General features: G+C 55.5%; 30 protein-coding genes and 1 pseudogene. 1 reads left to right on the forward strand and 30 read right to left on the reverse strand.

Going from position 1 to position 19,938, the window contains the following annotated elements:
- The first annotated feature begins 96 nt into the window (after positions 1-96).
- Positions 97-2,931: an excinuclease ABC subunit UvrA gene (uvrA, locus tag ACLH0J_RS05985; protein WP_411391250.1), complete on the forward strand. Its 2,835-nt coding sequence runs from the start codon at positions 97-99 to the stop codon at positions 2,929-2,931.
- A 26-nt stretch (positions 2,932-2,957) separates the two neighbouring features.
- Here uvrA and ACLH0J_RS05990 read toward each other — a convergent pair.
- From ACLH0J_RS05990 to rplC, 30 genes and pseudogenes are all read right to left on the reverse strand, one after another.
- Positions 2,958-4,143: pseudogene (locus ACLH0J_RS05990) on the reverse strand (ISL3 family transposase).
- Between the two features lie 150 nt (positions 4,144-4,293).
- Positions 4,294-4,758, reverse strand: coding sequence for a bacterioferritin (gene bfr / locus ACLH0J_RS05995; RefSeq protein WP_017848805.1), 465 nt, complete (start codon positions 4,756-4,758; stop codon positions 4,294-4,296).
- Positions 4,759-4,913: 155 nt separating this feature from the next.
- A complete protein-coding gene (locus ACLH0J_RS06000) occupies positions 4,914-6,362 on the reverse strand; it encodes a catalase (protein WP_411391251.1) in 1,449 nt (482 codons plus the stop codon).
- Positions 6,363-6,607: 245 nt separating this feature from the next.
- Positions 6,608-6,994 carry a 50S ribosomal protein L17 gene (gene rplQ, locus ACLH0J_RS06005; protein ID WP_003176402.1) on the reverse strand — a complete coding sequence of 129 codons (387 nt, stop codon included), beginning with the start codon at positions 6,992-6,994 and terminating at the stop codon, positions 6,608-6,610.
- Positions 6,995-7,035: 41 nt separating this feature from the next.
- Positions 7,036-8,037, reverse strand: coding sequence for a DNA-directed RNA polymerase subunit alpha (locus tag ACLH0J_RS06010; protein ID WP_003176403.1), 1,002 nt, complete (start codon positions 8,035-8,037; stop codon positions 7,036-7,038).
- A gap of 22 nt (positions 8,038-8,059) precedes the next feature.
- Entirely contained in the window at positions 8,060-8,680 is a 621-nt protein-coding gene (rpsD, locus tag ACLH0J_RS06015) for a 30S ribosomal protein S4 (protein ID WP_003176404.1), read from the reverse strand.
- Between the two features lie 18 nt (positions 8,681-8,698).
- The gene (gene rpsK / locus ACLH0J_RS06020) at positions 8,699-9,088 is read right to left on the reverse strand and encodes a 30S ribosomal protein S11 (RefSeq protein ID WP_002555466.1); all 390 of its coding nucleotides are present in this window, start codon (positions 9,086-9,088) and stop codon (positions 8,699-8,701) included.
- 30 nt (positions 9,089-9,118) lie between these two features.
- Positions 9,119-9,475 carry a 30S ribosomal protein S13 gene (gene rpsM / locus ACLH0J_RS06025; RefSeq protein WP_003194635.1) on the reverse strand — a complete coding sequence of 119 codons (357 nt, stop codon included), beginning with the start codon at positions 9,473-9,475 and terminating at the stop codon, positions 9,119-9,121.
- A 129-nt stretch (positions 9,476-9,604) separates the two neighbouring features.
- Positions 9,605-9,721 carry a 50S ribosomal protein L36 gene (gene rpmJ, locus ACLH0J_RS06030; RefSeq protein ID WP_002555468.1) on the reverse strand — a complete coding sequence of 39 codons (117 nt, stop codon included), beginning with the start codon at positions 9,719-9,721 and terminating at the stop codon, positions 9,605-9,607.
- A gap of 27 nt (positions 9,722-9,748) precedes the next feature.
- The gene (gene secY, locus ACLH0J_RS06035; RefSeq protein WP_003194637.1) at positions 9,749-11,077 is read right to left on the reverse strand and encodes a preprotein translocase subunit SecY; all 1,329 of its coding nucleotides are present in this window, start codon (positions 11,075-11,077) and stop codon (positions 9,749-9,751) included.
- Positions 11,078-11,515, reverse strand: coding sequence for a 50S ribosomal protein L15 (gene rplO, locus ACLH0J_RS06040; RefSeq protein ID WP_003176407.1), 438 nt, complete (start codon positions 11,513-11,515; stop codon positions 11,078-11,080).
- 3 nt (positions 11,516-11,518) lie between these two features.
- On the reverse strand, positions 11,519-11,695 hold the full coding sequence (gene rpmD / locus ACLH0J_RS06045) for a 50S ribosomal protein L30 (RefSeq protein ID WP_003176408.1): 177 nt from the start codon (positions 11,693-11,695) through the stop codon (positions 11,519-11,521).
- A 2-nt stretch (positions 11,696-11,697) separates the two neighbouring features.
- Positions 11,698-12,198, reverse strand: coding sequence for a 30S ribosomal protein S5 (gene rpsE, locus ACLH0J_RS06050; protein WP_003186035.1), 501 nt, complete (start codon positions 12,196-12,198; stop codon positions 11,698-11,700).
- A 3-nt stretch (positions 12,199-12,201) separates the two neighbouring features.
- Positions 12,202-12,552 (reverse strand): 50S ribosomal protein L18, encoded by a 351-nt coding sequence (gene rplR, locus ACLH0J_RS06055; RefSeq protein WP_003186037.1) that lies wholly within the window; start codon positions 12,550-12,552, stop codon positions 12,202-12,204.
- Positions 12,553-12,562: 10 nt separating this feature from the next.
- The gene (gene rplF / locus ACLH0J_RS06060) at positions 12,563-13,096 is read right to left on the reverse strand and encodes a 50S ribosomal protein L6 (protein WP_003176412.1); all 534 of its coding nucleotides are present in this window, start codon (positions 13,094-13,096) and stop codon (positions 12,563-12,565) included.
- Positions 13,097-13,108: 12 nt separating this feature from the next.
- On the reverse strand, positions 13,109-13,501 hold the full coding sequence (gene rpsH, locus ACLH0J_RS06065; RefSeq protein WP_010566853.1) for a 30S ribosomal protein S8: 393 nt from the start codon (positions 13,499-13,501) through the stop codon (positions 13,109-13,111).
- 207 nt (positions 13,502-13,708) lie between these two features.
- A complete protein-coding gene (rpsN, locus tag ACLH0J_RS06070; RefSeq protein WP_003176414.1) occupies positions 13,709-14,014 on the reverse strand; it encodes a 30S ribosomal protein S14 in 306 nt (101 codons plus the stop codon).
- Between the two features lie 13 nt (positions 14,015-14,027).
- On the reverse strand, positions 14,028-14,567 hold the full coding sequence (gene rplE / locus ACLH0J_RS06075; protein ID WP_003194642.1) for a 50S ribosomal protein L5: 540 nt from the start codon (positions 14,565-14,567) through the stop codon (positions 14,028-14,030).
- Positions 14,568-14,589: 22 nt separating this feature from the next.
- A complete protein-coding gene (gene rplX / locus ACLH0J_RS06080; RefSeq protein WP_007896770.1) occupies positions 14,590-14,904 on the reverse strand; it encodes a 50S ribosomal protein L24 in 315 nt (104 codons plus the stop codon).
- A gap of 11 nt (positions 14,905-14,915) precedes the next feature.
- On the reverse strand, positions 14,916-15,284 hold the full coding sequence (rplN, locus tag ACLH0J_RS06085; protein ID WP_002555479.1) for a 50S ribosomal protein L14: 369 nt from the start codon (positions 15,282-15,284) through the stop codon (positions 14,916-14,918).
- A 23-nt stretch (positions 15,285-15,307) separates the two neighbouring features.
- Positions 15,308-15,574: a 30S ribosomal protein S17 gene (rpsQ, locus tag ACLH0J_RS06090; protein ID WP_003176419.1), complete on the reverse strand. Its 267-nt coding sequence runs from the start codon at positions 15,572-15,574 to the stop codon at positions 15,308-15,310.
- 2 nt (positions 15,575-15,576) lie between these two features.
- Positions 15,577-15,768, reverse strand: coding sequence for a 50S ribosomal protein L29 (rpmC, locus tag ACLH0J_RS06095; protein ID WP_002555481.1), 192 nt, complete (start codon positions 15,766-15,768; stop codon positions 15,577-15,579).
- A complete protein-coding gene (gene rplP, locus ACLH0J_RS06100) occupies positions 15,768-16,181 on the reverse strand; it encodes a 50S ribosomal protein L16 (RefSeq protein WP_003232424.1) in 414 nt (137 codons plus the stop codon). The genes rpmC and rplP overlap by 1 nt, the downstream gene beginning before the upstream one ends.
- A 12-nt stretch (positions 16,182-16,193) precedes the next feature.
- Positions 16,194-16,880 carry a 30S ribosomal protein S3 gene (gene rpsC, locus ACLH0J_RS06105; RefSeq protein WP_003176422.1) on the reverse strand — a complete coding sequence of 229 codons (687 nt, stop codon included), beginning with the start codon at positions 16,878-16,880 and terminating at the stop codon, positions 16,194-16,196.
- A 13-nt stretch (positions 16,881-16,893) separates the two neighbouring features.
- On the reverse strand, positions 16,894-17,226 hold the full coding sequence (gene rplV, locus ACLH0J_RS06110) for a 50S ribosomal protein L22 (protein ID WP_003103908.1): 333 nt from the start codon (positions 17,224-17,226) through the stop codon (positions 16,894-16,896).
- A gap of 11 nt (positions 17,227-17,237) precedes the next feature.
- Complete coding sequence (rpsS, locus tag ACLH0J_RS06115) at positions 17,238-17,513, reverse strand: 30S ribosomal protein S19 (protein WP_002555486.1); 276 nt, start codon at positions 17,511-17,513, stop codon at positions 17,238-17,240.
- Positions 17,514-17,529: 16 nt separating this feature from the next.
- The gene (gene rplB, locus ACLH0J_RS06120; RefSeq protein WP_003210080.1) at positions 17,530-18,354 is read right to left on the reverse strand and encodes a 50S ribosomal protein L2; all 825 of its coding nucleotides are present in this window, start codon (positions 18,352-18,354) and stop codon (positions 17,530-17,532) included.
- 14 nt (positions 18,355-18,368) lie between these two features.
- Positions 18,369-18,668 carry a 50S ribosomal protein L23 gene (gene rplW / locus ACLH0J_RS06125; RefSeq protein WP_002555488.1) on the reverse strand — a complete coding sequence of 100 codons (300 nt, stop codon included), beginning with the start codon at positions 18,666-18,668 and terminating at the stop codon, positions 18,369-18,371.
- Entirely contained in the window at positions 18,665-19,267 is a 603-nt protein-coding gene (rplD, locus tag ACLH0J_RS06130) for a 50S ribosomal protein L4 (RefSeq protein WP_411391252.1), read from the reverse strand. The genes rplW and rplD overlap by 4 nt, the downstream gene beginning before the upstream one ends.
- A 12-nt stretch (positions 19,268-19,279) precedes the next feature.
- Positions 19,280-19,915, reverse strand: coding sequence for a 50S ribosomal protein L3 (gene rplC, locus ACLH0J_RS06135; RefSeq protein WP_007253310.1), 636 nt, complete (start codon positions 19,913-19,915; stop codon positions 19,280-19,282).
- Positions 19,916-19,938 lie beyond the last annotated feature (23 nt).

Consider the following 19,938-nt stretch of genomic DNA (forward strand, 5'->3'; position numbering starts at 1 on the left):
TCATGTAAGGCTGCAAGCGGCCTTTTGACAGTGTATATTCATCCAGTCTTTAGCCGTATACTCCGGCATTATTTATGCCCGCCGTGCGAGGCCATCTTGGACAAGATCCTGATTCGTGGGGCTAGAACCCACAACCTGAAGAACATCGACCTGACCCTGCCCCGGGACAAACTGATCGTCATCACCGGCTTGTCCGGCTCCGGCAAATCGTCCCTGGCGTTCGACACGCTGTATGCCGAAGGCCAGCGTCGCTATGTGGAATCCCTGTCGGCCTACGCCCGCCAGTTCCTGTCAATGATGGAAAAGCCAGACGTCGACACCATTGAAGGCCTGTCGCCGGCGATTTCCATCGAACAGAAGTCGACTTCCCATAACCCCCGCTCCACCGTGGGCACCATCACCGAAATCTACGACTACCTGCGCCTTCTTTATGCTCGCGTAGGCATTCCCCGCTGCCCGGACCACGACATTCCGCTGGAAGCCCAGACCGTCAGCCAGATGGTCGACCTGGTGTTAGCCCAGCCGGAAGGCGCCAAGCTGATGCTGTTGGCCCCGGTGATTCGCGAACGCAAGGGTGAACATCTTTCGGTATTCGAAGAATTGCGCGCCCAGGGTTTTGTGCGGGCCCGCATCAACGGCAAGCTCTATGAGCTGGACGAAGCGCCGAAGCTCGACAAACAGAAGAAGCACTCCATCGATGTCGTGGTCGACCGTTTCAAGGTCCGCGCGGACCTGCAGCAGCGGCTGGCGGAATCGTTCGAGACAGCGCTGAAACTGGCGGATGGTATTGCGCTGGTCGCGCCAATGGATGACGAGCCGGGCGAAGAAATCATCTTCTCCGCACGCTTTGCCTGCCCGATCTGTGGCCACGCCATCAGCGAACTGGAACCCAAGCTGTTTTCCTTCAACAACCCGGCCGGCGCGTGCCCGACCTGCGATGGCCTGGGCGTGAAGCAGTTCTTCGACATCAAGCGCCTGGTCAATGGCGAGCTGACACTGGCGGAGGGGGCGATACGCGGCTGGGACAGGCGTAACGTCTACTACTTCCAGATGCTGGGGTCGTTGGCATCTCACTACAAATTCAGCCTGGAAGTGCCGTTCAACCAGCTGCCGGCGGATCAACAGAAGGTCATTCTCAACGGCAGCGGCTCGCAGAACGTCGACTTCAAGTACCTGAATGACCGCGGCGACATCGTCAAACGCTCCCACCCGTTCGAAGGCATCGTGCCGAACCTGGAACGTCGCTACCGCGAGACCGAGTCGGCGAGCGTACGTGAAGAGCTGGCGAAATTCCTCAGTACCCAACCGTGCCCGGATTGCCGTGGCACTCGCCTGCGCCGTGAGGCACGCCACGTATGGGTGGGCGAAAAGACCCTGCCGGCGGTGACCAACCTGCCGATCGGCGATGCCTGCGAATACTTCGGCGAGCTCAAGCTGACTGGTCGCCGTGGGGAAATTGCCGACAAGATTCTCAAGGAAATTCGCGAGCGCCTGCAGTTCCTGGTCAACGTGGGCCTGGATTACCTGTCGCTTGACCGGAGTGCGGATACCTTGTCCGGCGGCGAGGCCCAGCGGATTCGCCTGGCCAGCCAGATCGGTGCTGGCCTGGTTGGCGTGCTGTACATCCTCGATGAACCGTCGATTGGCTTGCACCAGCGAGACAACGATCGCCTGCTGGGTACGCTGAAACACCTGCGGGATATCGGCAACACCGTGATTGTGGTCGAGCATGATGAAGACGCGATCCGCCTGGCGGACTACGTGGTCGATATCGGCCCGGGTGCCGGCGTACATGGGGGACATATCGTCGCCCAAGGTACGCCTGCCGAGGTGATGGCCCATCCAGACTCACTGACCGGCAAGTACCTGTCCGGCCGCGTGAAGATTGAAGTGCCGTCCAAGCGCACGCCACGCAACAAGAAGATGGCGTTGCACCTCAAGGGCGCGCGCGGCAACAACCTGCGCAATGTCGACCTGGAAATTCCGCTGGGCTTGCTGACCTGCGTAACCGGTGTATCCGGCTCGGGTAAGTCGACACTGATCAACAACACGCTGTTCCCATTGAGCGCCACCGCCCTGAACGGCGCGACCACTCTGGAAGCGGCTGCGCATGACAGCATCAAGGGCCTTGAACTCCTGGACAAAGTGGTCGATATCGACCAGAGCCCGATTGGCCGTACGCCACGCTCCAACCCGGCGACCTATACCGGGCTGTTCACACCGATTCGCGAGCTGTTCGCCGGTGTGCCGGAATCCCGTTCACGGGGCTACGGGCCGGGTCGGTTCTCGTTCAACGTCAAGGGCGGGCGCTGCGAGGCTTGTCAGGGCGATGGCTTGATCAAGGTGGAGATGCACTTCCTTCCGGACATCTATGTGCCGTGCGATGTGTGCAAGAGCAAGCGCTACAACCGCGAAACCCTTGAGATCAAATACAAGGGCAAGAACATCCACGAAACCCTTGAGATGACGATCGAGGAAGCACGGGTATTCTTCGACGCGGTCCCGGCGTTGGCGCGCAAGCTGCAGACACTGATGGATGTAGGTTTGTCTTACATCAAGCTGGGGCAATCGGCGACTACGCTGTCCGGTGGTGAGGCGCAGCGGGTGAAGCTGTCTCGCGAGCTGTCCAAACGGGATACGGGCAAAACCCTGTATATCCTCGACGAACCGACCACGGGCCTGCACTTCGCGGATATTCAGCAATTGCTGGATGTGTTGCATCGCCTGCGCGACCACGGCAACACCGTGGTGGTGATCGAGCACAATCTCGATGTAATCAAGACCGCCGACTGGCTGGTCGATCTCGGGCCGGAAGGCGGTTCCAAGGGAGGTCAGATCATTGCGGTGGGCACACCGGAGCAAGTCTCCGAGATGCCGCAGTCCCACACTGGTTATTACTTGAAACCGTTGTTGGCGCGCGACCGGGCCTGACTTATCGGGCCCAATAAAAAGGTTCTTCACGGATTACCGGGAAAGACGCTCTTGATTTTCATGAAAAAGAATTCGCTATCCCGGTAACCGTACGCCATCCGTTTGATGACCTTTATTCGATTATTTATTCCTTCCAACTGACCGGTGTGCATCGGCCAGCGAACCCGGCTGACGATGCCCCGCCAGTAACTCTTTAGCCGTTTGGCGAACTGGATCAGTGCCGGTATTTCGCTTTCATGCGCATGGCGCAGCCATTGCTTCCAGGCCGATCGCCAACCCCAAGCGGTGCTCGGCGTCCAAAGCGTTTTGAGTTCAGTCTTCATCAAATAGACCTTCATCAACGCGTGGTTGGCCGCCAGCAGATCCTCCAAGCGGACCTGTTGCTCCGGTGTTTTCAGGTTCTGCGGGTTGCGCAGGAGCAGCCAACGCGCCTGCTTGATGACCTGTCGGGCCGGCTTGTCATGACGCAGTCGATTGGCTTCGTCGACGCGAACCCGATCAATCACCTCTCGGCCATACTTGGCCACCACATGGAAGAGGTCGTAGACCACTCGCGCGTTGGGACAGTGCTGACGAACCTCCAGGTCAAAAGCAGTGTTCATGTCCATTGCCACCGCTTCGATTCGGGCGCATCCCTCTGGCCCCAGCTCTTCGAAAAACGGCCTGACCGCCGCCCCACAGCACTCGTCGTGTATCCGCATCCAGCACCACACTGGCGTAACGATGGCCCTTGAACAGGGCGAACTCGTCCATCACCAGACGCCGTGGTTGCGCCTTCGGCAGATCGCTCAATGCCGCTTGCAAGGCACGACGCTCCAGCAACCGAACGGTGTCCCAATGCAGCCCAAACATCTGCGCCACATGCAGCGTGGGAAGGCGTTCACAGGCTTGAATGACCGCCTCTGCCAGACGCCGCGTCATACGGGCATAGCGATCCAGCCAACTGACGGCCTCCATGCGTTTACCGCAGTCGCGGCAACCAACGCGTCGGAGCAAAACGCTCAGGCGCACCGCACGACCGAGAATGGGCAAATCACGAATGACTCGCTCGCAATACTCATGCGTGGTTGAACAGGGTTTTTGGCACCCGCCACAGGAAGGGAATCGGGTGGCGTGGGGTGTCAGATCGATCTGGAGGGCGTCACCATCAGGCTTGATCGTGACGACAGAAAAGCCCTCCCAAAAAGGAAGGAAAGTATTAATATCGCGCATAAGAACGCCGGTTTGTTAGATGTGTTTGCTCGCACGAACATCATCAATCAAATCGGCGTTCTTGTTTCTGTGTTTCCCGGGATTCCGTGAAGAACCAATAAAAAGCCCCTGTCACTTCAACGGTGACAGGGGCTTTTTTACAGCCGGGAATCAGAACTGCGATTGCAGGTAATTCTCCAGGCCGACCAGCTTGATCAGGCCCAACTGCTTTTCCAGCCAGTAGGTGTGATCTTCTTCGGTGTCGGCCAACTGCACGCGCAGAATTTCACGGGTGACATAATCGTTATGCTGCTCGCACAGCTCGATGCCCTTGCACAGCGCGGCACGGACCTTGTTCTCGAGGCGAAGGTCGGCGGCGAGCATCTCAGGCACCGTTGTGCCTACGTCCAAGTCGTCGGGACGCATGCGTGGCGTGCCTTCGAGCATCAGGATACGGCGCATCAGCGCGTCGGCGTGCTGGGTCTCTTCTTCCATCTCGTGGTTGATACGCTCATAGAGCTCGGTAAAGCCCCAATCTTCGTACATACGCGAATGAATGAAATATTGGTCACGAGCCGCGAGTTCGCCCGTCAGCAACGTGTTGAGGTAATCGATTACGTCGGGGTGACCTTGCATCGCCCTACATCTCCCTGCTTGAAAGTCTGTAGTTTGAACCATCATGACTCACAGGTCACGGGACTAACGGCAGAAAAGTGGATATTTCCAGAGAAAATTAGCGGAAATAACGCAAAAACCGCCCAAATGAGGGCGGTTCTGCTTATCGTTTAGACTCAGTTAAGCGGTACACCCAATGCCTTTGCGATTGCTTCTCCATAAGCAGTATCTGCCTTATAGAAGTGCTGCAATTGACGCTGTACCACATCACTCGAAACCCCAGCCAATGCACCGGCGATGTTATTGGTGAGCAGCGCTTTCTGTTCATCGCTCATCAGGCGGAACAAGGCACCGGCGTGGCTATAGTAATCAGTGTCCTCACGGTGATCGTAACGATCAGCCGCACCACTGAGAGCCAACGCTGGTTCACCGTACTGTGGCGCCTGCTTCGGCGCATCGGCATAGCTGTTTGGCTCGTAGTTCGGAGTACCACCGCCGTTGCTGCCAAATGCCATCGAGCCGTCACGCTGGTAGCTGTTCACCGGGCTACGTGGCGCATTCACCGGCAGTTGCTGGTGGTTGGTACCAACGCGGTAGCGGTGAGCGTCTGCATAAGCGAAAACGCGACCTTGCAGCATGCGATCGGGCGACAGACCAACGCCTGGAACCATATTGCTCGGACCGAATGCAGCTTGCTCGACTTCAGCGAAGTAGTTCTGCGGGTTGCGGTTGAGCTCCAGCTCTCCCACTTCGATCAATGGGAATTCCTTCTGCGACCAGGTTTTAGTCACGTCAAAGGGGTTCTCGTAATGAGCGTTCGCTTGGGCCTCGGTCATGACCTGGATACAGACGCGCCACTTCGGAAAGTCACCGCGCTCGATTGCACCAAACAGGTCGCGCTGGGCGTAGTCAGGGTCAGTACCAGCCAGTCGCGCAGCCTCTGCGGGCGCCAGGTTCTTGATACCTTGCTTGGTCTTGTAGTGCCACTTCACCCAGTGACGCTCGCCCTTGGCGTTGATCAGACTGTAGGTGTGGCTGCCAAAACCGTGCATGTGACGGTAGCCGTCAGGAATACCACGATCCGAAAACAGGATAGTGACCTGGTGCAGCGCTTCTGGAGAGTGCGACCAGAAGTCCCACATCATCTGTGCGCTTTTCAGATTGCTCTGCGGCAGACGCTTCTGGGTGTGAATAAAATCCGGAAATTTCAGAGGGTCACGAATGAAGAACACCGGCGTGTTATTACCGACGATATCCCAGTTGCCCTCTTCGGTGTAGAACTTCAAGGCGAAGCCCCGTGGGTCGCGCTCAGTGTCGGCCGAGCCACGCTCACCGCCCACAGTGGAGAAGCGTAGGAAGGTCGGAGTCTGCTTACCAACCGACTCAAACAGCTTCGCGCTGGTGTAGTGGGTGATATCTTTAGTGACGGTGAAGGTACCGTAAGCACCCGAACCTTTAGCGTGCACGCGACGCTCGGGAATGTTTTCCCGGTTGAAGTGAGCGAGCTTCTCGATCAGGTGAAAATCGTCGAGCAGCAACGGGCCACGTGGGCCGGCGGAACGGGAGTTCTGATTGTCAGCGACTGGAGCGCCGCTGGCGGTGGTAAGGATTTTGTTCTGGCTCATACTCATATTCCTCAGTCAGTCCTGGAGCTGCCGGCTAATCGGCTTTGAGGGAGTATTGACCATCAAGGTGACACCATCAAATTCATTAACTCATGGTCTTTGATAGAAAATAACTAACTGCCCATCAGAACGCATACATGCTGAAAACATCCTGGCCGCGGCAGCGACTCAATGAATATAGGCAATTTTATTGCGCATACAAAAAACCGGGCACTAGGCCCGGTTCTTCGTTACAGACTGTCGTCTTACTCGGCGCTTACAGCTTCGCCAGCAGTAGCACGATCAACCAACTCGACGTACGCCATAGGGGCGTTGTCGCCAGCGCGGAAACCGCACTTGAGGATGCGCAGGTAGCCACCCTCACGGGTAGCATAACGCTTGCCCAGGTCGTTGAAGAGCTTACCAACGATAGCTTTCGAACGAGTACGGTCGAAAGCCAGACGGCGGTTAGCCAGGCTGTCTGTCTTAGCCAAAGTGATCAGCGGCTCAGCAACGCGACGCAGTTCTTTAGCTTTCGGCAGTGTAGTTTTGATCAGCTCGTGCTCGAACAGCGACACCGCCATGTTTTGGAACATGGCCTTACGGTGCGAGCTGGTACGGCTCAGGTGACGTCCACTTTTACGATGACGCATGGTTCATTCCTTACCAAACTCACGTTCGGTGATTACGACGATCAGGCAGTCGCCTTGTCGTCCTTCTTAAGACTTGCAGGCGGCCAGTTGTCGAGGCGCATGCCGAGGGACAGACCGCGGGAGGCCAGAACGTCCTTGATTTCGGTCAAGGATTTCTTGCCCAGGTTCGGAGTCTTCAACAGTTCTACTTCGGTACGCTGAATCAGGTCGCCGATGTAGTAAATGTTTTCCGCCTTAAGGCAGTTAGCCGAACGTACAGTCAGTTCCAGATCGTCAACCGGGCGAAGCAGGATCGGATCGATCTCGTCTTCCTGCTCGATTACCACTGGTTCGCTGTCACCTTTGAGATCCACGAACGCAGCCAACTGCTGTTGCAGAATGGTTGCAGCGCGACGGATAGCCTCTTCAGGGTCCAGAGTACCGTTGGTTTCCAGATCAATAACCAGCTTGTCCAGGTTAGTACGCTGCTCGACACGGGCGTTTTCCACCACGTATGCGATACGGCGAACCGGGCTGAACGAAGAGTCAAGCTGCAAGCGACCAATGCTGCGGCTTTCGTCTTCATCGCTCTGACGCGAGTCGGCCGGTTCATAACCACGACCACGAGCTACGGTGAGCTTCATGTTCAGGGCGCCGTTAGACGCCAGGTTAGCGATTACGTGATCGGGGTTAACGATCTCGACATCATGATCCAGCTGAATATCGGCAGCGGTAACCACCCCCGAACCCTTCTTCGACAAGGTCAGCGTAACTTCGTCACGGCCGTGCAGCTTGATAGCCAGACCTTTAAGGTTCAACAGGATTTCAATTACGTCTTCCTGTACACCTTCGATGGCGCTGTACTCGTGGAGCACACCGTCAATCTCGGCCTCGACTACTGCACAGCCGGGCATTGAGGACAACAGGATGCGGCGCAGCGCGTTGCCCAGGGTGTGGCCAAAACCACGCTCGAGAGGCTCGAGAGTGATCTTGGCGCGGGTTGGACTGACAACCTGCACATCAATGTGGCGGGGTGTCAGGAACTCATTTACCGAAATCTGCATGGATGCACCTATTTTCTAGCCCTTACTTGGAGTAGAGCTCGACAATCAGGCTTTCGTTGATGTCGGCGGACAGATCACTGCGAGCTGGAACGTTCTTGAAAACGCCCGACTTCTTCTCAGTGTCTACTTCTACCCATTCTACGCGGCCACGTTGGGCACACAGATCGAGAGCTTGGACAATGCGAAGTTGGTTTTTTGCTTTCTCGCGAACAGCGACCACGTCACCAGCACGAACCTGGTAGGACGGAACGTTTACGGTCTGGCCGTTAACGCTGATCGACTTGTGCGATACCAGCTGACGGGATTCGGCACGAGTCGAACCAAAGCCCATACGGTATACAACGTTGTCCAGACGGCATTCGAGCAGTTGCAGCAGGTTTTCACCGGTTGCACCTTTCTTGCCAGCAGCTTCTTTGTAGTAGCCGCTGAACTGACGCTCGAGAACGCCGTAGATACGACGGACTTTCTGCTTTTCACGCAGTTGGGTGCCGTAATCGGACTGGCGACCGCGGCGTTGGCCGTGGATACCAGGTGCAGCTTCGATGTTGCACTTCGATTCGATCGCGCGCACGCCGCTCTTCAGGAAGAGATCGGTGCCTTCGCGACGAGCGAGTTTGCATTTTGGACCAATGTAACGAGCCATTCTTTACAATCTCCTGGATTACACGCGGCGCTTCTTCGGCGGACGGCACCCGTTGTGCGGGATTGGCGTCACGTCGGTGATGCTGGCGATCTTATAGCCACAGCCGTTCAAAGCACGGACAGCAGACTCACGACCTGGACCTGGACCTTTGACGTTAACGTCGAGGTTTTTCAGGCCGTATTCCAGCGCAGCTTGACCAGCACGTTCAGCAGCTACTTGAGCAGCAAACGGGGTGGACTTGCGGGAACCGCGGAAACCCGAACCACCGGAGGTAGCCCAAGAAAGCGCATTACCTTGACGGTCGGTGATGGTCACGATGGTGTTGTTAAAAGAAGCATGGATGTGGGCGATGCCATCAACCACTGTCTTTTTAACTTTTTTACGAGGACGAGCAGCAGGTTTTGCCATGATAATTTTCCTGTCGATTCGCGGGGGCGATTACTTGCGGATCGGCTTACGCGGACCTTTACGGGTACGCGCGTTAGTCTTGGTACGCTGACCGCGTACTGGAAGACCACGACGATGACGCAGACCGCGATAGCAACCGAGGTCCATCAAACGCTTGATTTTCATGTTGATTTCGCGACGCAGGTCACCTTCAGTGGTGAACTTCGCCACTTCGCCACGCAGCTGTTCAATCTGCTCGTCGCTCAGATCTTTGATCTTAGCGGCTGGGTTTACCCCAGCGACCGCGCAAATTTTCTGCGCGGTAGTGCGACCAACACCATAGATGTAGGTCAGCGAGATAACAGTGTGCTTGTTATCTGGAATGTTAACGCCTGCAATACGGGCCATTCAGTGGGACTCCAATTGACAGCTACCTACGCCCCGGAAGCCAAGAAATAGGGCGCGAGATAATATCGCTGTAATAACAAATAATCAACCCGGCAGCGCACTAGCTGCCGGGCTTCAAGCGGATCACACTCAGCCTTGGCGCTGTTTGTGACGCGGTTCCGCGCTGCAAATTACTCGAACAACACCTTCGCGGCGAATAATCTTGCAGTTACGGCACAGCTTTTTCACCGATGCACGAACTTTCATCACCAACTCCTCGAACCCTATGGGTACTCAGCGCAACATGCCGCTGCCGTAACCCTTCAGGTTGGCTTTCTTCATCAGGGATTCGTACTGGTGCGAAACGAGGTGCGATTGTACTTGGGACATGAAGTCCATCACAACCACGACCACGATCAGCAACGAGGTCCCGCCAAGGTAGAACGGAACGTTTGCTGCAACCACCAGGAACTGGGGCAACAAGCACACGGCCGTCATATATAGAGCACCGAACAGGGTCAAACGAGTCAGAACGCCATCAATGTAGCGTGCAGACTGCTCACCTGGACGGATACCCGGAATAAAGGCACCGGACTTCTTCAGGTTTTCCGCTACGTCTTTCGGATTGAACATCAACGCCGTATAGAAGAAGCAGAAGAAAATAATCCCTGCACTAAACAGCAGAATATTCAACGGCTGACCAGGAGCGATCGACTGAGAGAGGTCCTGCAGCCAGCCCATATTTTCAGACTGACCAAACCAGGTACCCAACGAAGCCGGAAACAGCAAGATGCTGCTCGCGAAGATCGCCGGAATAACACCGGCCATATTCACTTTCAGCGGCAAGTGGCTGGTCTGCGCGGCAAAAACCTTGCGGCCCTGCTGACGCTTGGCGTAGTGAACAGCAATACGACGCTGACCACGCTCAATGAACACCACAAAGCCGATAATCGCTACTGCCAGCAAACCGATGGCAACCAAGGCGAAAATATTGATATCACCCTGACGTGCAGACTCGAAAGACTGCCCGATCGCTCTCGGAAGACCGGCGACGATACCTGCGAAAATCAACATCGAGATACCGTTACCAACACCACGTTCAGTAATCTGCTCACCCAGCCACATCATGAACATCGCACCAGCCACAAATGTGGATACCGCGACGAAATGGAAGCCAAAGTCACCAGTGAACGCAACACCCTGCCCTGCCAGGCCAACGGACATGCCGATAGCCTGAACCAGGGCGAGGACGACAGTGCCGTAGCGGGTGTACTGGCTAATCTTGCGACGGCCAGCTTCACCTTCCTTCTTCAACTGCTCCAGCTGCGGGCTGACGGCGGTCATCAGTTGCATGATGATCGAAGCCGAGATATACGGCATGATCCCCAGTGCAAAGATGCTCATCCGTTCCAGCGCGCCGCCGGAAAACATGTTGAACAAGCTAAGAATGGTCCCCTCATTCTGTCGAAACAGGTCTGCGAGTCGGTCCGGGTTGATACCTGGAACCGGGATGTGTGCGCCTATTCGGTAGACGATAATCGCCAGGAACAGAAAACGCAGACGAGCCCAAAGTTCAGACATACCGCCTTTGCCGAGCGCTGAGAGAGCACCTTGCTTAGCCATTTATTCCTCGAACTTGCCGCCAGCTGCTTCGATAGCCGAACGCGCACCTTTGGTGGCGCCGATTCCCTTGCCGATAGTGACAGCGCGAGTCACTTCACCGGACAGCATGATTTTCACACGCTGTACGTTGACGTTGATCACGTTGGCATCTTTCAGGGTCTGCACAGTAACGATGTCGCCTTCCACTTTAGCCAGCTCGGACAGACGCACTTCTGCGCGATCCATGGCTTTCAGGGATACGAAACCGAACTTAGGCAGGCGACGATGCAGCGGCTGTTGACCGCCTTCAAAGCCTGGAGCGATGGTGCCACCGGAGCGGGAGGTTTGACCTTTGTGGCCACGGCCACCAGTCTTACCCAAACCGCTACCGATACCACGGCCCGGACGATGCTTTTCGCGACGGGAACCCGGCGCTGGACTCAGATCATTGAGTTTCATCGATTAACCCTCGACACGCAGCATGTAGTAAGCCTTGTTGATCATCCCGCGATTCTCGGGAGTATCCTGGACTTCTACAGTGTGACCGATGCGACGCAGACCCAAACCCTTAACACACAATTTGTGGTTAGGGATCCGGCCGGTCATGCTTTTGATCAGCGTTACTTTAACGGTAGCCATGATCAGAAGATCTCCTTGACGCTTTTGCCACGCTTAGCGGCAATGGATTCAGGAGACTGCATTGCTTTCAAACCCTTGAAAGTGGCGTGAACCACGTTTACTGGGTTAGTCGAGCCGTAGCATTTGGCCAGAACGTTCTGAACGCCAGCAACTTCGAGGACAGCACGCATAGCGCCGCCAGCGATGATACCGGTACCTTCAGAAGCAGGCTGCATGTACACCTTCGAAGCGCCATGGGCGGACTTCATTGCGTACTGCAGAGTGGTGCCGTTCAGATCAACTTGGATCATGTTGCGACGAGCAGCTTCCATTGCCTTCTGGATCGCAGCAGGCACTTCACGTGACTTGCCACGGCCGAAGCCAACGCGCCCTTTACCATCACCAACCACGGTCAACGCGGTGAAAGTGAAGATACGGCCGCCTTTAACGGTTTTGGCTACGCGGTTAACTTGAACCAACTTCTCAATGTAGCCTTCGTCGCGCTTTTGGTCGTTATTTGACATAACTTAGAACTCCAGCCCAGCTTCACGAGCAGCATCAGCCAGCGCCTTGACGCGACCGTGATACTTGAAGCCAGAGCGGTCGAAAGCCACCTGCGAGACGCCAGCGGCTTTTGCACGCGTAGCGACCAGCTGGCCAACCTTAGTGGCCGCGTCGATGTTGCCAGTGGCACCATCACGCAGTTCTTTATCCAAAGTCGAGGCGCTTGCCAGGACTTTGTTGCCGTCGGCCGAGATGACCTGGGCGTAGATGTGCTGCGACGAGCGGAACACACAGAGACGCACGACTTCGAGTTCGTGCATTTTCAGGCGTGCTTTGCGAGCGCGACGCAGTCGAGTAACTTTTTTGTCGGTCATTTGCTATGCCCTACTTCTTCTTGGCTTCTTTACGACGGACGACTTCGTCCGCGTAGCGCACACCTTTGCCTTTGTACGGCTCTGGTGGACGGAAGTCGCGGATCTCAGCAGCCACTTGACCTACCAGTTGCTTATCGATGCCCTTGATCAGGATATCGGTCTGGCTAGGAGTCTCAGCGGTGATGCCTTCCGGCAGTTCGTAATCCACTGGGTGCGAGAAGCCAAGGGCAAGGTTCAAAACCGTGCCTTTTGCTTGCGCTTTGTAACCAACACCGACCAGCTGGAGCTTACGCTCGAAGCCTTGGCTTACGCCTTGGACCATGTTGTTTACCAACGCACGCGTGGTACCGGCCATTGCGCGAGTTTGTTGATCGCCATTGCGAGCAGCGAAACGCAGCTCACCAGCTTCTTCAACGATCTCAACGGACGAATGGATGTTCAGTTCAAGAGTACCCTTGGCACCCTTCACCGAAAGCTGCTGGCCTGCGAATTTTACTTCGACACCGGCTGGCAGCTTAACGGGGTTCTTAGCGACGCGAGACATGCTTATCCCCCCTTAGAACACAGTGCAAAGAACTTCGCCGCCGACACCGGCAGCGCGCGCAGCACGATCCGTCATCACACCTTTGTTGGTGGAGACGATAGACACGCCAAGACCGCCACGAACTTTCGGCAGATCTTCAGCGGACTTGTACTGACGCAGGCCTGGACGGCTAACGCGCTTCACTTCCTCGATGACCGAACGGCCTTCGAAGTACTTCAGCTCGATGGACAGCAGTGGTTTGGTTTCGCTGCTGATCTGATAACCCGCAATGTAGCCTTCGTCTTTCAGGACTTTGGCAACAGCTACCTTCAACTTGGAAGATGGCATGCTTACGACGGACTTTTCAGCCATCTGGGCATTACGGATACGAGTTAGCATGTCCGCTAACGGGTCCTGCATACTCATGGGCTAGACGCTCCTAATACAAAAAAATTAGCCTTGCGGCTACATATGTCGCCGAGAATCTCCGAGCGTAGAAAACACGGGCTCAGGCGAGCCGGGTATTCTAGACACACTCCGGAAATGAAACAAGCCCCAAAAGGGGCTTGTTCCAGATTCAAGGTACCGACGGTCAGTATCTTGCGATTCAGACCGCCCGGACTTTGAAAGTACTTACCAGCTAGCTTTAACCAGACCTGGTACGTCACCACGCATTGCCGCTTCACGCAGTTTGTTACGGCCGAGGCCGAACTTGCGGTAAACGCCGTGTGGACGACCGGTCAGGCGGCAGCGGTTACGCATGCGCGAGGCGCTTGCGTCACGTGGCTGCTTCTGCAGAGCTACTGTGGCTTCCCAACGCGCTTCTGGACTTGCGTTCAGATCAACGATGATTGCTTTCAGTGCTGCACGCTTCTTGGCGTACTTGGCAACCGTGAGCTGACGCTTCAGCTCGCGGTTTTTCATGCTCATCTTGGCCATGGTCCTACTCCAATCAGTTGCGGAACGGGAATTTGAAAGCACGCAACAGGGCGCGACCTTCATCATCGTTCTTGGCAGTGGTGGTCAGGGTGATGTCCAGACCGCGGAGAGCATCGATCTTGTCGTAGTCGATTTCCGGGAAGATGATCTGCTCTTTCACGCCCATGCTGTAGTTACCACGACCATCGAAGGACTTGGCATTCAGGCCGCGGAAGTCGCGGACCCGAGGCAGGGAGATCGACAGCAGACGATCCAGGAATTCGTACATACGCTCACGGCGCAGAGTCACTTTGACGCCGATCGGCCAACCTTCACGGACTTTAAAGCCAGCGATGGATTTCCGAGCGTAAGTCACAACGACTTTTTGACCGGTGATCTTTTCCAGGTCAGCAACAGCGTGCTCGATGACTTTTTTGTCGCCGATCGCTTCGCCCAGACCCATGTTCAGAGTGATTTTGGTAACGCGCGGAACTTCCATCACGTTCCCGAGCTTAAGTTCTTCCTTAAGCTTGGGGGCGATTTCCTTCCGGTAAATCTCTTGTAGTCGTGCCATGGTCTTATCTACCTAGCAGTGTTCAAGCATCAACCGCTTTTTGGGTCGACTTGAAGACACGAATTTTCTTACCGTCTTCTACTTTGAAACCAACGCGGTCAGCCTTGTTGGTTTCGCCGTTGAAGATGGCGACGTTAGAAGCGTGCAGTGGCGCTTCTTTCTCGACGATACCGCCTTGTACGCCCGACATAGGGTTAGGCTTGGTATGACGCTTGACCAGGTTCAGACCACCCACGACCAGACGGTCGTCAGCGAGAACCTTCAGCACCTTACCGCGCTTACCTTTGTCTTTGCCGGCGATCACGATGATCTCGTCGTCACGACGAATCTTTTGCATGTCGGATCTCCTTACAGCACTTCTGGGGCGAGCGAGACGATCTTCATGAACTTCTCAGTACGAAGTTCACGGGTCACTGGCCCAAAGATACGGGTGCCGATCGGCTCTTGCTTGTTGTTCAGAAGAACAGCAGCGTTGCCATCAAAGCGGATAATGGAGCCATCTGCACGGCGAACGCCGTGACGAGTGCGGACTACGACAGCAGTCATCACTTGGCCTTTTTTCACCTTACCGCGAGGAATTGCTTCCTTCACGGTAACTTTGATGATGTCACCGATACCAGCGTAACGACGATGGGAGCCACCCAGCACCTTGATGCACATAACACGGCGAGCGCCACTGTTATCGGCCACATCGAGCATGGATTGAGTCTGAATCATATAATTTCTCCGACCCCTAGTCCTTAGACTTCCACAGCGCGTTCGAGAACATCAACCAGTGCCCAAGACTTGGTCTTGGCCAGCGGACGAGTTTCACGAATAGTGACTTTGTCGCCGATGTGGCACTGGTTGGTTTCGTCGTGCGCGTGCAGCTTAGTCGAACGCTTAACATATTTACCGTAGATCGGGTGCTTAACGCGACGCTCGATCAAAACGGTGATGGTTTTGTCCATCTTGTCGCTGACAACACGGCCAGTCAGCGTACGGACAGTCTTTTCGGCTTCAGCCATGATCACTTACCTGCCTGCTGGTTGAGCACAGTCTTCACGCGAGCGATGTCACGCTTAACTTGCGAGAGCAGATGAGACTGCCCCAACTGGCCAGTTGCTTTCTGCATGCGCAGATTGAACTGGTCGCGCAGCAGGCCGAGCAGTTGCTCGTTCAGCTGCTGTGCGGATTTTTCACGAAGTTCATTCGCTTTCATCACATCACCGTCCGTTTAACAAAGGCGGTGGCGAGCGGCAGCTTTGCAGCAGCCAGGGCAAAAGCCTCACGCGCCAGCTCTTCAGTTACACCCTCGATTTCATACAGGACTTTACCTGGCTGAATCTGGGCTACCCAGTATTCCACGTTACCCTTACCTTTACCCATCCGAACTTCGAGGGGCTTTTTGGAGATCGGCTTGTCCGGGAATACACGGATCCAGATCTTGCCGCCACGTTTTACGTGACGGGTCAGAGCACGACGCGCTGACTCGATCTGACGAGCGGTGAGACGACCACGAGCTACAGACTTCAGCGCGAATTCGCCGAAGCTGACTTTGCTACCGCGCTGAGCCAGACCACGGTTGTGGCCTGTCATCTGCTTGCGGAACTTCGTACGCTTTGGTTGCAACATTTGGCGTACCCCTTACTTAGCAGCTTTTTTACGAGGCGCTGGTGCTTGTGGTTTCAGTTCTTCTTGGCGACCACCAATTACTTCGCCTTTGAAGATCCAAACCTTTACACCGATCACACCATAAGTGGTGTGAGCTTCGTAGTTGGCATAGTCGATGTCGGCACGCAGGGTGTGCAGTGGCACACGACCTTCGCGATACCATTCAGTACGTGCGATTTCAGCACCGCCGAGACGACCGCTCACTTGGATTTTGATGCCTTTGGCACCAATACGCATGGCGTTCTGTACGGCGCGCTTCATAGCGCGACGGAACATGACGCGACGCTCCAGCTGCTGAGCTACGCTCTGCGCAACCAGCATACCGTCGAGCTCCGGCTTGCGGATCTCTTCGATATTGATGTGCACAGGCACACCCATTTGCTTGGTCAGGTCCTGACGCAGTTTCTCAACATCTTCACCTTTCTTCCCGATAACGATACCTGGACGAGCGGTGTGGATGGTGATACGTGCAGTTTGTGCCGGACGATGAATATCGATACGGCTTACGGACGCGCTTTTTAGTTTGTCTTGGAGATACTCACGCACCTTCAGATCAGCGAACAAATAGTCCGCATAAGTCCGACCGTCTGCGTACCAGACGGAGGTGTGCTCCTTGACGATTCCCAGGCGAATGCCAATGGGATGTACTTTCTGACCCATCTCTTCGACTCCGTTACTTGTCAGCAACCTTGACAGTGATATGGCAAGACCGCTTGACGATGCGATCAGCACGGCCTTTGGCACGCGGCATGATACGCTTCAGCGAACGCCCTTCGTTGACGAAAACGGTGCTGACCTTCAGGTCATCAACGTCTGCGCCTTCGTTATGCTCGGCGTTGGCTACGGCCGACTCCAGCACTTTCTTCATGATCTCGGCGGCTTTCTTACTGCTGAAAGCCAACAGGTTGAGCGCTTCGCCCACCTTCTTCCCGCGGATCTGGTCGGCGACCAAGCGGGCTTTCTGGGCGGAGATTCGAGCGCCCGACAACTTAGCGGCTACTTCCATTTCCTTACCCCTTAACGCTTGGCTTTCTTGTCTGCCACGTGCCCACGATAAGTGCGGGTACCGGCAAACTCGCCTAGTTTGTGGCCGACCATGTCTTCGTTAACGAGAACTGGGACGTGTTGACGACCGTTGTGTACTGCGATGGTCAGACCGACCATTTGTGGCAGGATCATCGAACGACGCGACCAGGTCTTAACTGGTTTGCGATCGTTCTTTTCCGCCGCCACTTCGATCTTCTTCAGTAGGTGAAGATCAATAAAAGGACCTTTTTTCAGAGAACGTGGCACTGTCGTATCCCTCTATTTACTTGCGACGACGGACGATCATTTTGTCGGTACGCTTATTACCACGAGTCTTCGCGCCCTTAGTCGGGAAGCCCCATGGCGATACCGGATGACGACCACCAGAGGTACGACCTTCACCACCACCGTGTGGGTGGTCAACCGGGTTCATGGCAACACCACGAACGGTTGGGCGAACGCCACGCCAGCGTTTGGCACCGGCTTTACCCAGCGAACGCAGGCTGTGCTCGGAGTTCGAGACTTCACCCAGGGTCGCGCGGCATTCAGCCAGCACTTTACGCATCTCACCAGAACGCAGACGCAGGGTCACGTAGACACCTTCACGAGCGATCAGCTGAGCCGAAGCACCAGCGGAACGAGCGATTTGCGCGCCTTTACCTGGCTTCAATTCGATGCCGTGTACGGTGCTACCAACTGGAATGTTACGCAGTTGCAGAGCGTTGCCCGGCTTGATCGGTGCCAGAGCACCGGCGATCAGCTGGTCACCAGCACTCACGCCTTTAGGGGCAATGATGTAGCGACGCTCGCCATCTGCGTACAGCAGCAGAGCGATGTGAGCAGTACGGTTTGGATCGTATTCGATACGCTCGACAGTGGCAGCGATGCCATCTTTGTCGTTGCGACGGAAGTCGACCAGACGATAATGCTGTTTATGGCCACCACCGATATGACGAGTGGTAATGCGACCATTGTTGTTACGACCACCGGTCTTCGATTTCTTCTCGAGCAGCGGTGCGTGAGGAGCGCCTTTATGCAGCTCCTGATTGACCACCTTGACCACAAAACGGCGGCCAGGGGAAGTCGGTTTGCATTTAACGATTGCCATGATGCACCCCTTCCTTACTCAGCACTGCTGCTGAAATCGAGATCTTGGCCTGGCTGAAGGGAGATAACTGCCTTCTTCCAGTCATTACGCTTGCCCAGACCGCGAGCAGTGCGCTTGCTCTTACCCAGAACATTCAGGGTAGTAACACGCTCTACTTTCACGCTGAACAGGCTTTCGACGGCCTTCTTGATTTCCAGCTTGGTTGCGTCAGTTGCAACCTTGAAAACGAACTGGCCTTTCTTGTCAGCCAGAACCGTAGCCTTTTCGGAAACGTGCGGGCCAAGCAGAACTTTAAATACGCGTTCCTGGTTCATCCCAGCAGCTCCTCGAATTTCTTCACGGCCGACACGGTGATCAACACCTTGTCGTATGCGATCAGACTAACTGGATCGGAACCTTGCACGTCACGTACATCAACGTGTGGCAGGTTACGAGCAGCCAGGTACAGGTTCTGATCAACAGCTTCAGACACGATCAAGACGTCAGTCAGGCCCATGCTGTTCAGCTTGTTCAGCAGATCTTTGGTTTTCGGTGCTTCAACAGCGAAGTCCTGAACCACGACCAGACGATCAGTACGCACGAGTTCAGCAAGGATGGAGCGCAGTGCTGCGCGGTACATCTTCTTGTTGAGCTTCTGAGTGTGATCCTGCGGACGAGCTGCGAAAGTGGTACCGCCGCCACGCCAGATTGGGCTACGGATAGTACCGGCACGAGCACGGCCAGTACCTTTCTGACGCCAAGGGCGCTTACCGCCACCACGAACGTCGGAACGGGTCTTTTGCTGCTTGCTACCTTGACGGCCGCCGGCCATGTAGGCCACGACTGCTTGGTGAACGAGCGTCTCGTTGAATTCGCCGCCAAATGTCAGTTCGGAAACTTCGATCGCTTGAGCGTCATTTACATTTAATTGCATGTCAGCTTCCCCTTAACCGCGAGCCTTGGCCGCTGGACGTACAACCAGGTTGCCGCCAGTAGCGCCAGGAACAGCACCCTTGACCAACAACAGATTGCGTTCAGCGTCGACGCGCACTACTTCGAGGGACTGCACGGTCACGCGCTCAGCGCCCATATGACCGGACATTTTTTTGCCCTTGAATACACGACCAGGAGTCTGGCACTGGCCAATAGAGCCCGGGACGCGGTGGGAAACGGAGTTACCGTGAGTGTTGTCTTGGCCACGGAAATTCCAACGCTTGATCGTACCCTGAAAGCCTTTACCCTTGGACTGACCGGTTACATCAACCAGTTGACCAGCGGCGAAGATTTCAGCGTTGATCAGATCGCCAGCCTGGTAGTCGCCTTCTTCAAGACGGAACTCCATAACAGTGCGACCAGCTGCAACGTTTGCTTTAGCGAAGTGACCTGCTTGAGCAGCAGTCACGCGCGAAGCACGACGCTCGCCGACAGTGACTTGCACTGCACGATAGCCATCGGTTTCTTCAGTTTTGAACTGGGTGACGCGATTCGGTTCGATCTCAATGACCGTGACCGGAATGGAGACACCTTCTTCGGTGAAAATACGGGTCATACCGCATTTACGACCGACTACACCAATAGTCATGTTGTAAACCTCATGAGTGTACG

This window comes from Pseudomonas sp. MPB23 (assembly GCF_046605395.1).
Lineage (GTDB): Bacteria > Pseudomonadota > Gammaproteobacteria > Pseudomonadales > Pseudomonadaceae > Aquipseudomonas.

Excerpts from the sequence above, each read along its gene's own strand:
- bfr (WP_017848805.1), bottom strand. The coding sequence starts at position 4,758 with ATGCAAGGTCACCCCGACGTAATCGATTACCTCAACACGTTGCTGACG.
- ACLH0J_RS06000 (WP_411391251.1), bottom strand. The coding sequence starts at position 6,362 with ATGAGCCAGAACAAAATCCTTACCACCGCCAGCGGCGCTCCAGTCGCT.
- rplQ (WP_003176402.1), bottom strand. The coding sequence starts at position 6,994 with ATGCGTCATCGTAAAAGTGGACGTCACCTGAGCCGTACCAGCTCGCAC.
- ACLH0J_RS06010 (WP_003176403.1), bottom strand. The coding sequence starts at position 8,037 with ATGCAGATTTCGGTAAATGAGTTCCTGACACCCCGCCACATTGATGTG.
- rpsD (WP_003176404.1), bottom strand. The coding sequence starts at position 8,680 with ATGGCTCGTTACATTGGTCCAAAATGCAAACTCGCTCGTCGCGAAGGC.
- rpsK (WP_002555466.1), bottom strand. The coding sequence starts at position 9,088 with ATGGCAAAACCTGCTGCTCGTCCTCGTAAAAAAGTTAAAAAGACAGTG.
- rpsM (WP_003194635.1), bottom strand. The coding sequence starts at position 9,475 with ATGGCCCGTATTGCAGGCGTTAACATTCCAGATAACAAGCACACTGTT.
- rpmJ (WP_002555468.1), bottom strand. The coding sequence starts at position 9,721 with ATGAAAGTTCGTGCATCGGTGAAAAAGCTGTGCCGTAACTGCAAGATT.
- secY (WP_003194637.1), bottom strand. The coding sequence starts at position 11,077 with ATGGCTAAGCAAGGTGCTCTCTCAGCGCTCGGCAAAGGCGGTATGTCT.
- rplO (WP_003176407.1), bottom strand. The coding sequence starts at position 11,515 with ATGAAACTCAATGATCTGAGTCCAGCGCCGGGTTCCCGTCGCGAAAAG.
- rpmD (WP_003176408.1), bottom strand. The coding sequence starts at position 11,695 with ATGGCTACCGTTAAAGTAACGCTGATCAAAAGCATGACCGGCCGGATC.
- rpsE (WP_003186035.1), bottom strand. The coding sequence starts at position 12,198 with ATGTCAAATAACGACCAAAAGCGCGACGAAGGCTACATTGAGAAGTTG.
- rplR (WP_003186037.1), bottom strand. The coding sequence starts at position 12,552 with ATGACCGACAAAAAAGTTACTCGACTGCGTCGCGCTCGCAAAGCACGC.
- rplF (WP_003176412.1), bottom strand. The coding sequence starts at position 13,096 with ATGTCTCGCGTCGCTAAGAACCCCGTTAAGCTGCCAGCCGGTGTCGAA.
- rpsH (WP_010566853.1), bottom strand. The coding sequence starts at position 13,501 with ATGAGTATGCAGGACCCGTTAGCGGACATGCTAACTCGTATCCGTAAT.
- rpsN (WP_003176414.1), bottom strand. The coding sequence starts at position 14,014 with ATGGCCAAGATGAGCATGAAAAACCGCGAGCTGAAGCGTCAGCTCACG.
- rplE (WP_003194642.1), bottom strand. The coding sequence starts at position 14,567 with ATGGCACGACTACAAGAGATTTACCGGAAGGAAATCGCCCCCAAGCTT.
- rplX (WP_007896770.1), bottom strand. The coding sequence starts at position 14,904 with ATGCAAAAGATTCGTCGTGACGACGAGATCATCGTGATCGCCGGCAAA.
- rplN (WP_002555479.1), bottom strand. The coding sequence starts at position 15,284 with ATGATTCAGACTCAATCCATGCTCGATGTGGCCGATAACAGTGGCGCT.
- rpsQ (WP_003176419.1), bottom strand. The coding sequence starts at position 15,574 with ATGGCTGAAGCCGAAAAGACTGTCCGTACGCTGACTGGCCGTGTTGTC.
- rpmC (WP_002555481.1), bottom strand. The coding sequence starts at position 15,768 with ATGAAAGCGAATGAACTTCGTGAAAAATCCGCACAGCAGCTGAACGAG.
- rplP (WP_003232424.1), bottom strand. The coding sequence starts at position 16,181 with ATGTTGCAACCAAAGCGTACGAAGTTCCGCAAGCAGATGACAGGCCAC.
- rpsC (WP_003176422.1), bottom strand. The coding sequence starts at position 16,880 with ATGGGTCAGAAAGTACATCCCATTGGCATTCGCCTGGGAATCGTCAAG.
- rplV (WP_003103908.1), bottom strand. The coding sequence starts at position 17,226 with ATGGAAGTAGCCGCTAAGTTGTCGGGCGCTCGAATCTCCGCCCAGAAA.
- rplB (WP_003210080.1), bottom strand. The coding sequence starts at position 18,354 with ATGGCAATCGTTAAATGCAAACCGACTTCCCCTGGCCGCCGTTTTGTG.
- rplW (WP_002555488.1), bottom strand. The coding sequence starts at position 18,668 with ATGAACCAGGAACGCGTATTTAAAGTTCTGCTTGGCCCGCACGTTTCC.
- rplD (WP_411391252.1), bottom strand. The coding sequence starts at position 19,267 with ATGCAATTAAATGTAAATGACGCTCAAGCGATCGAAGTTTCCGAACTG.
- rplC (WP_007253310.1), bottom strand. The coding sequence starts at position 19,915 with ATGACTATTGGTGTAGTCGGTCGTAAATGCGGTATGACCCGTATTTTC.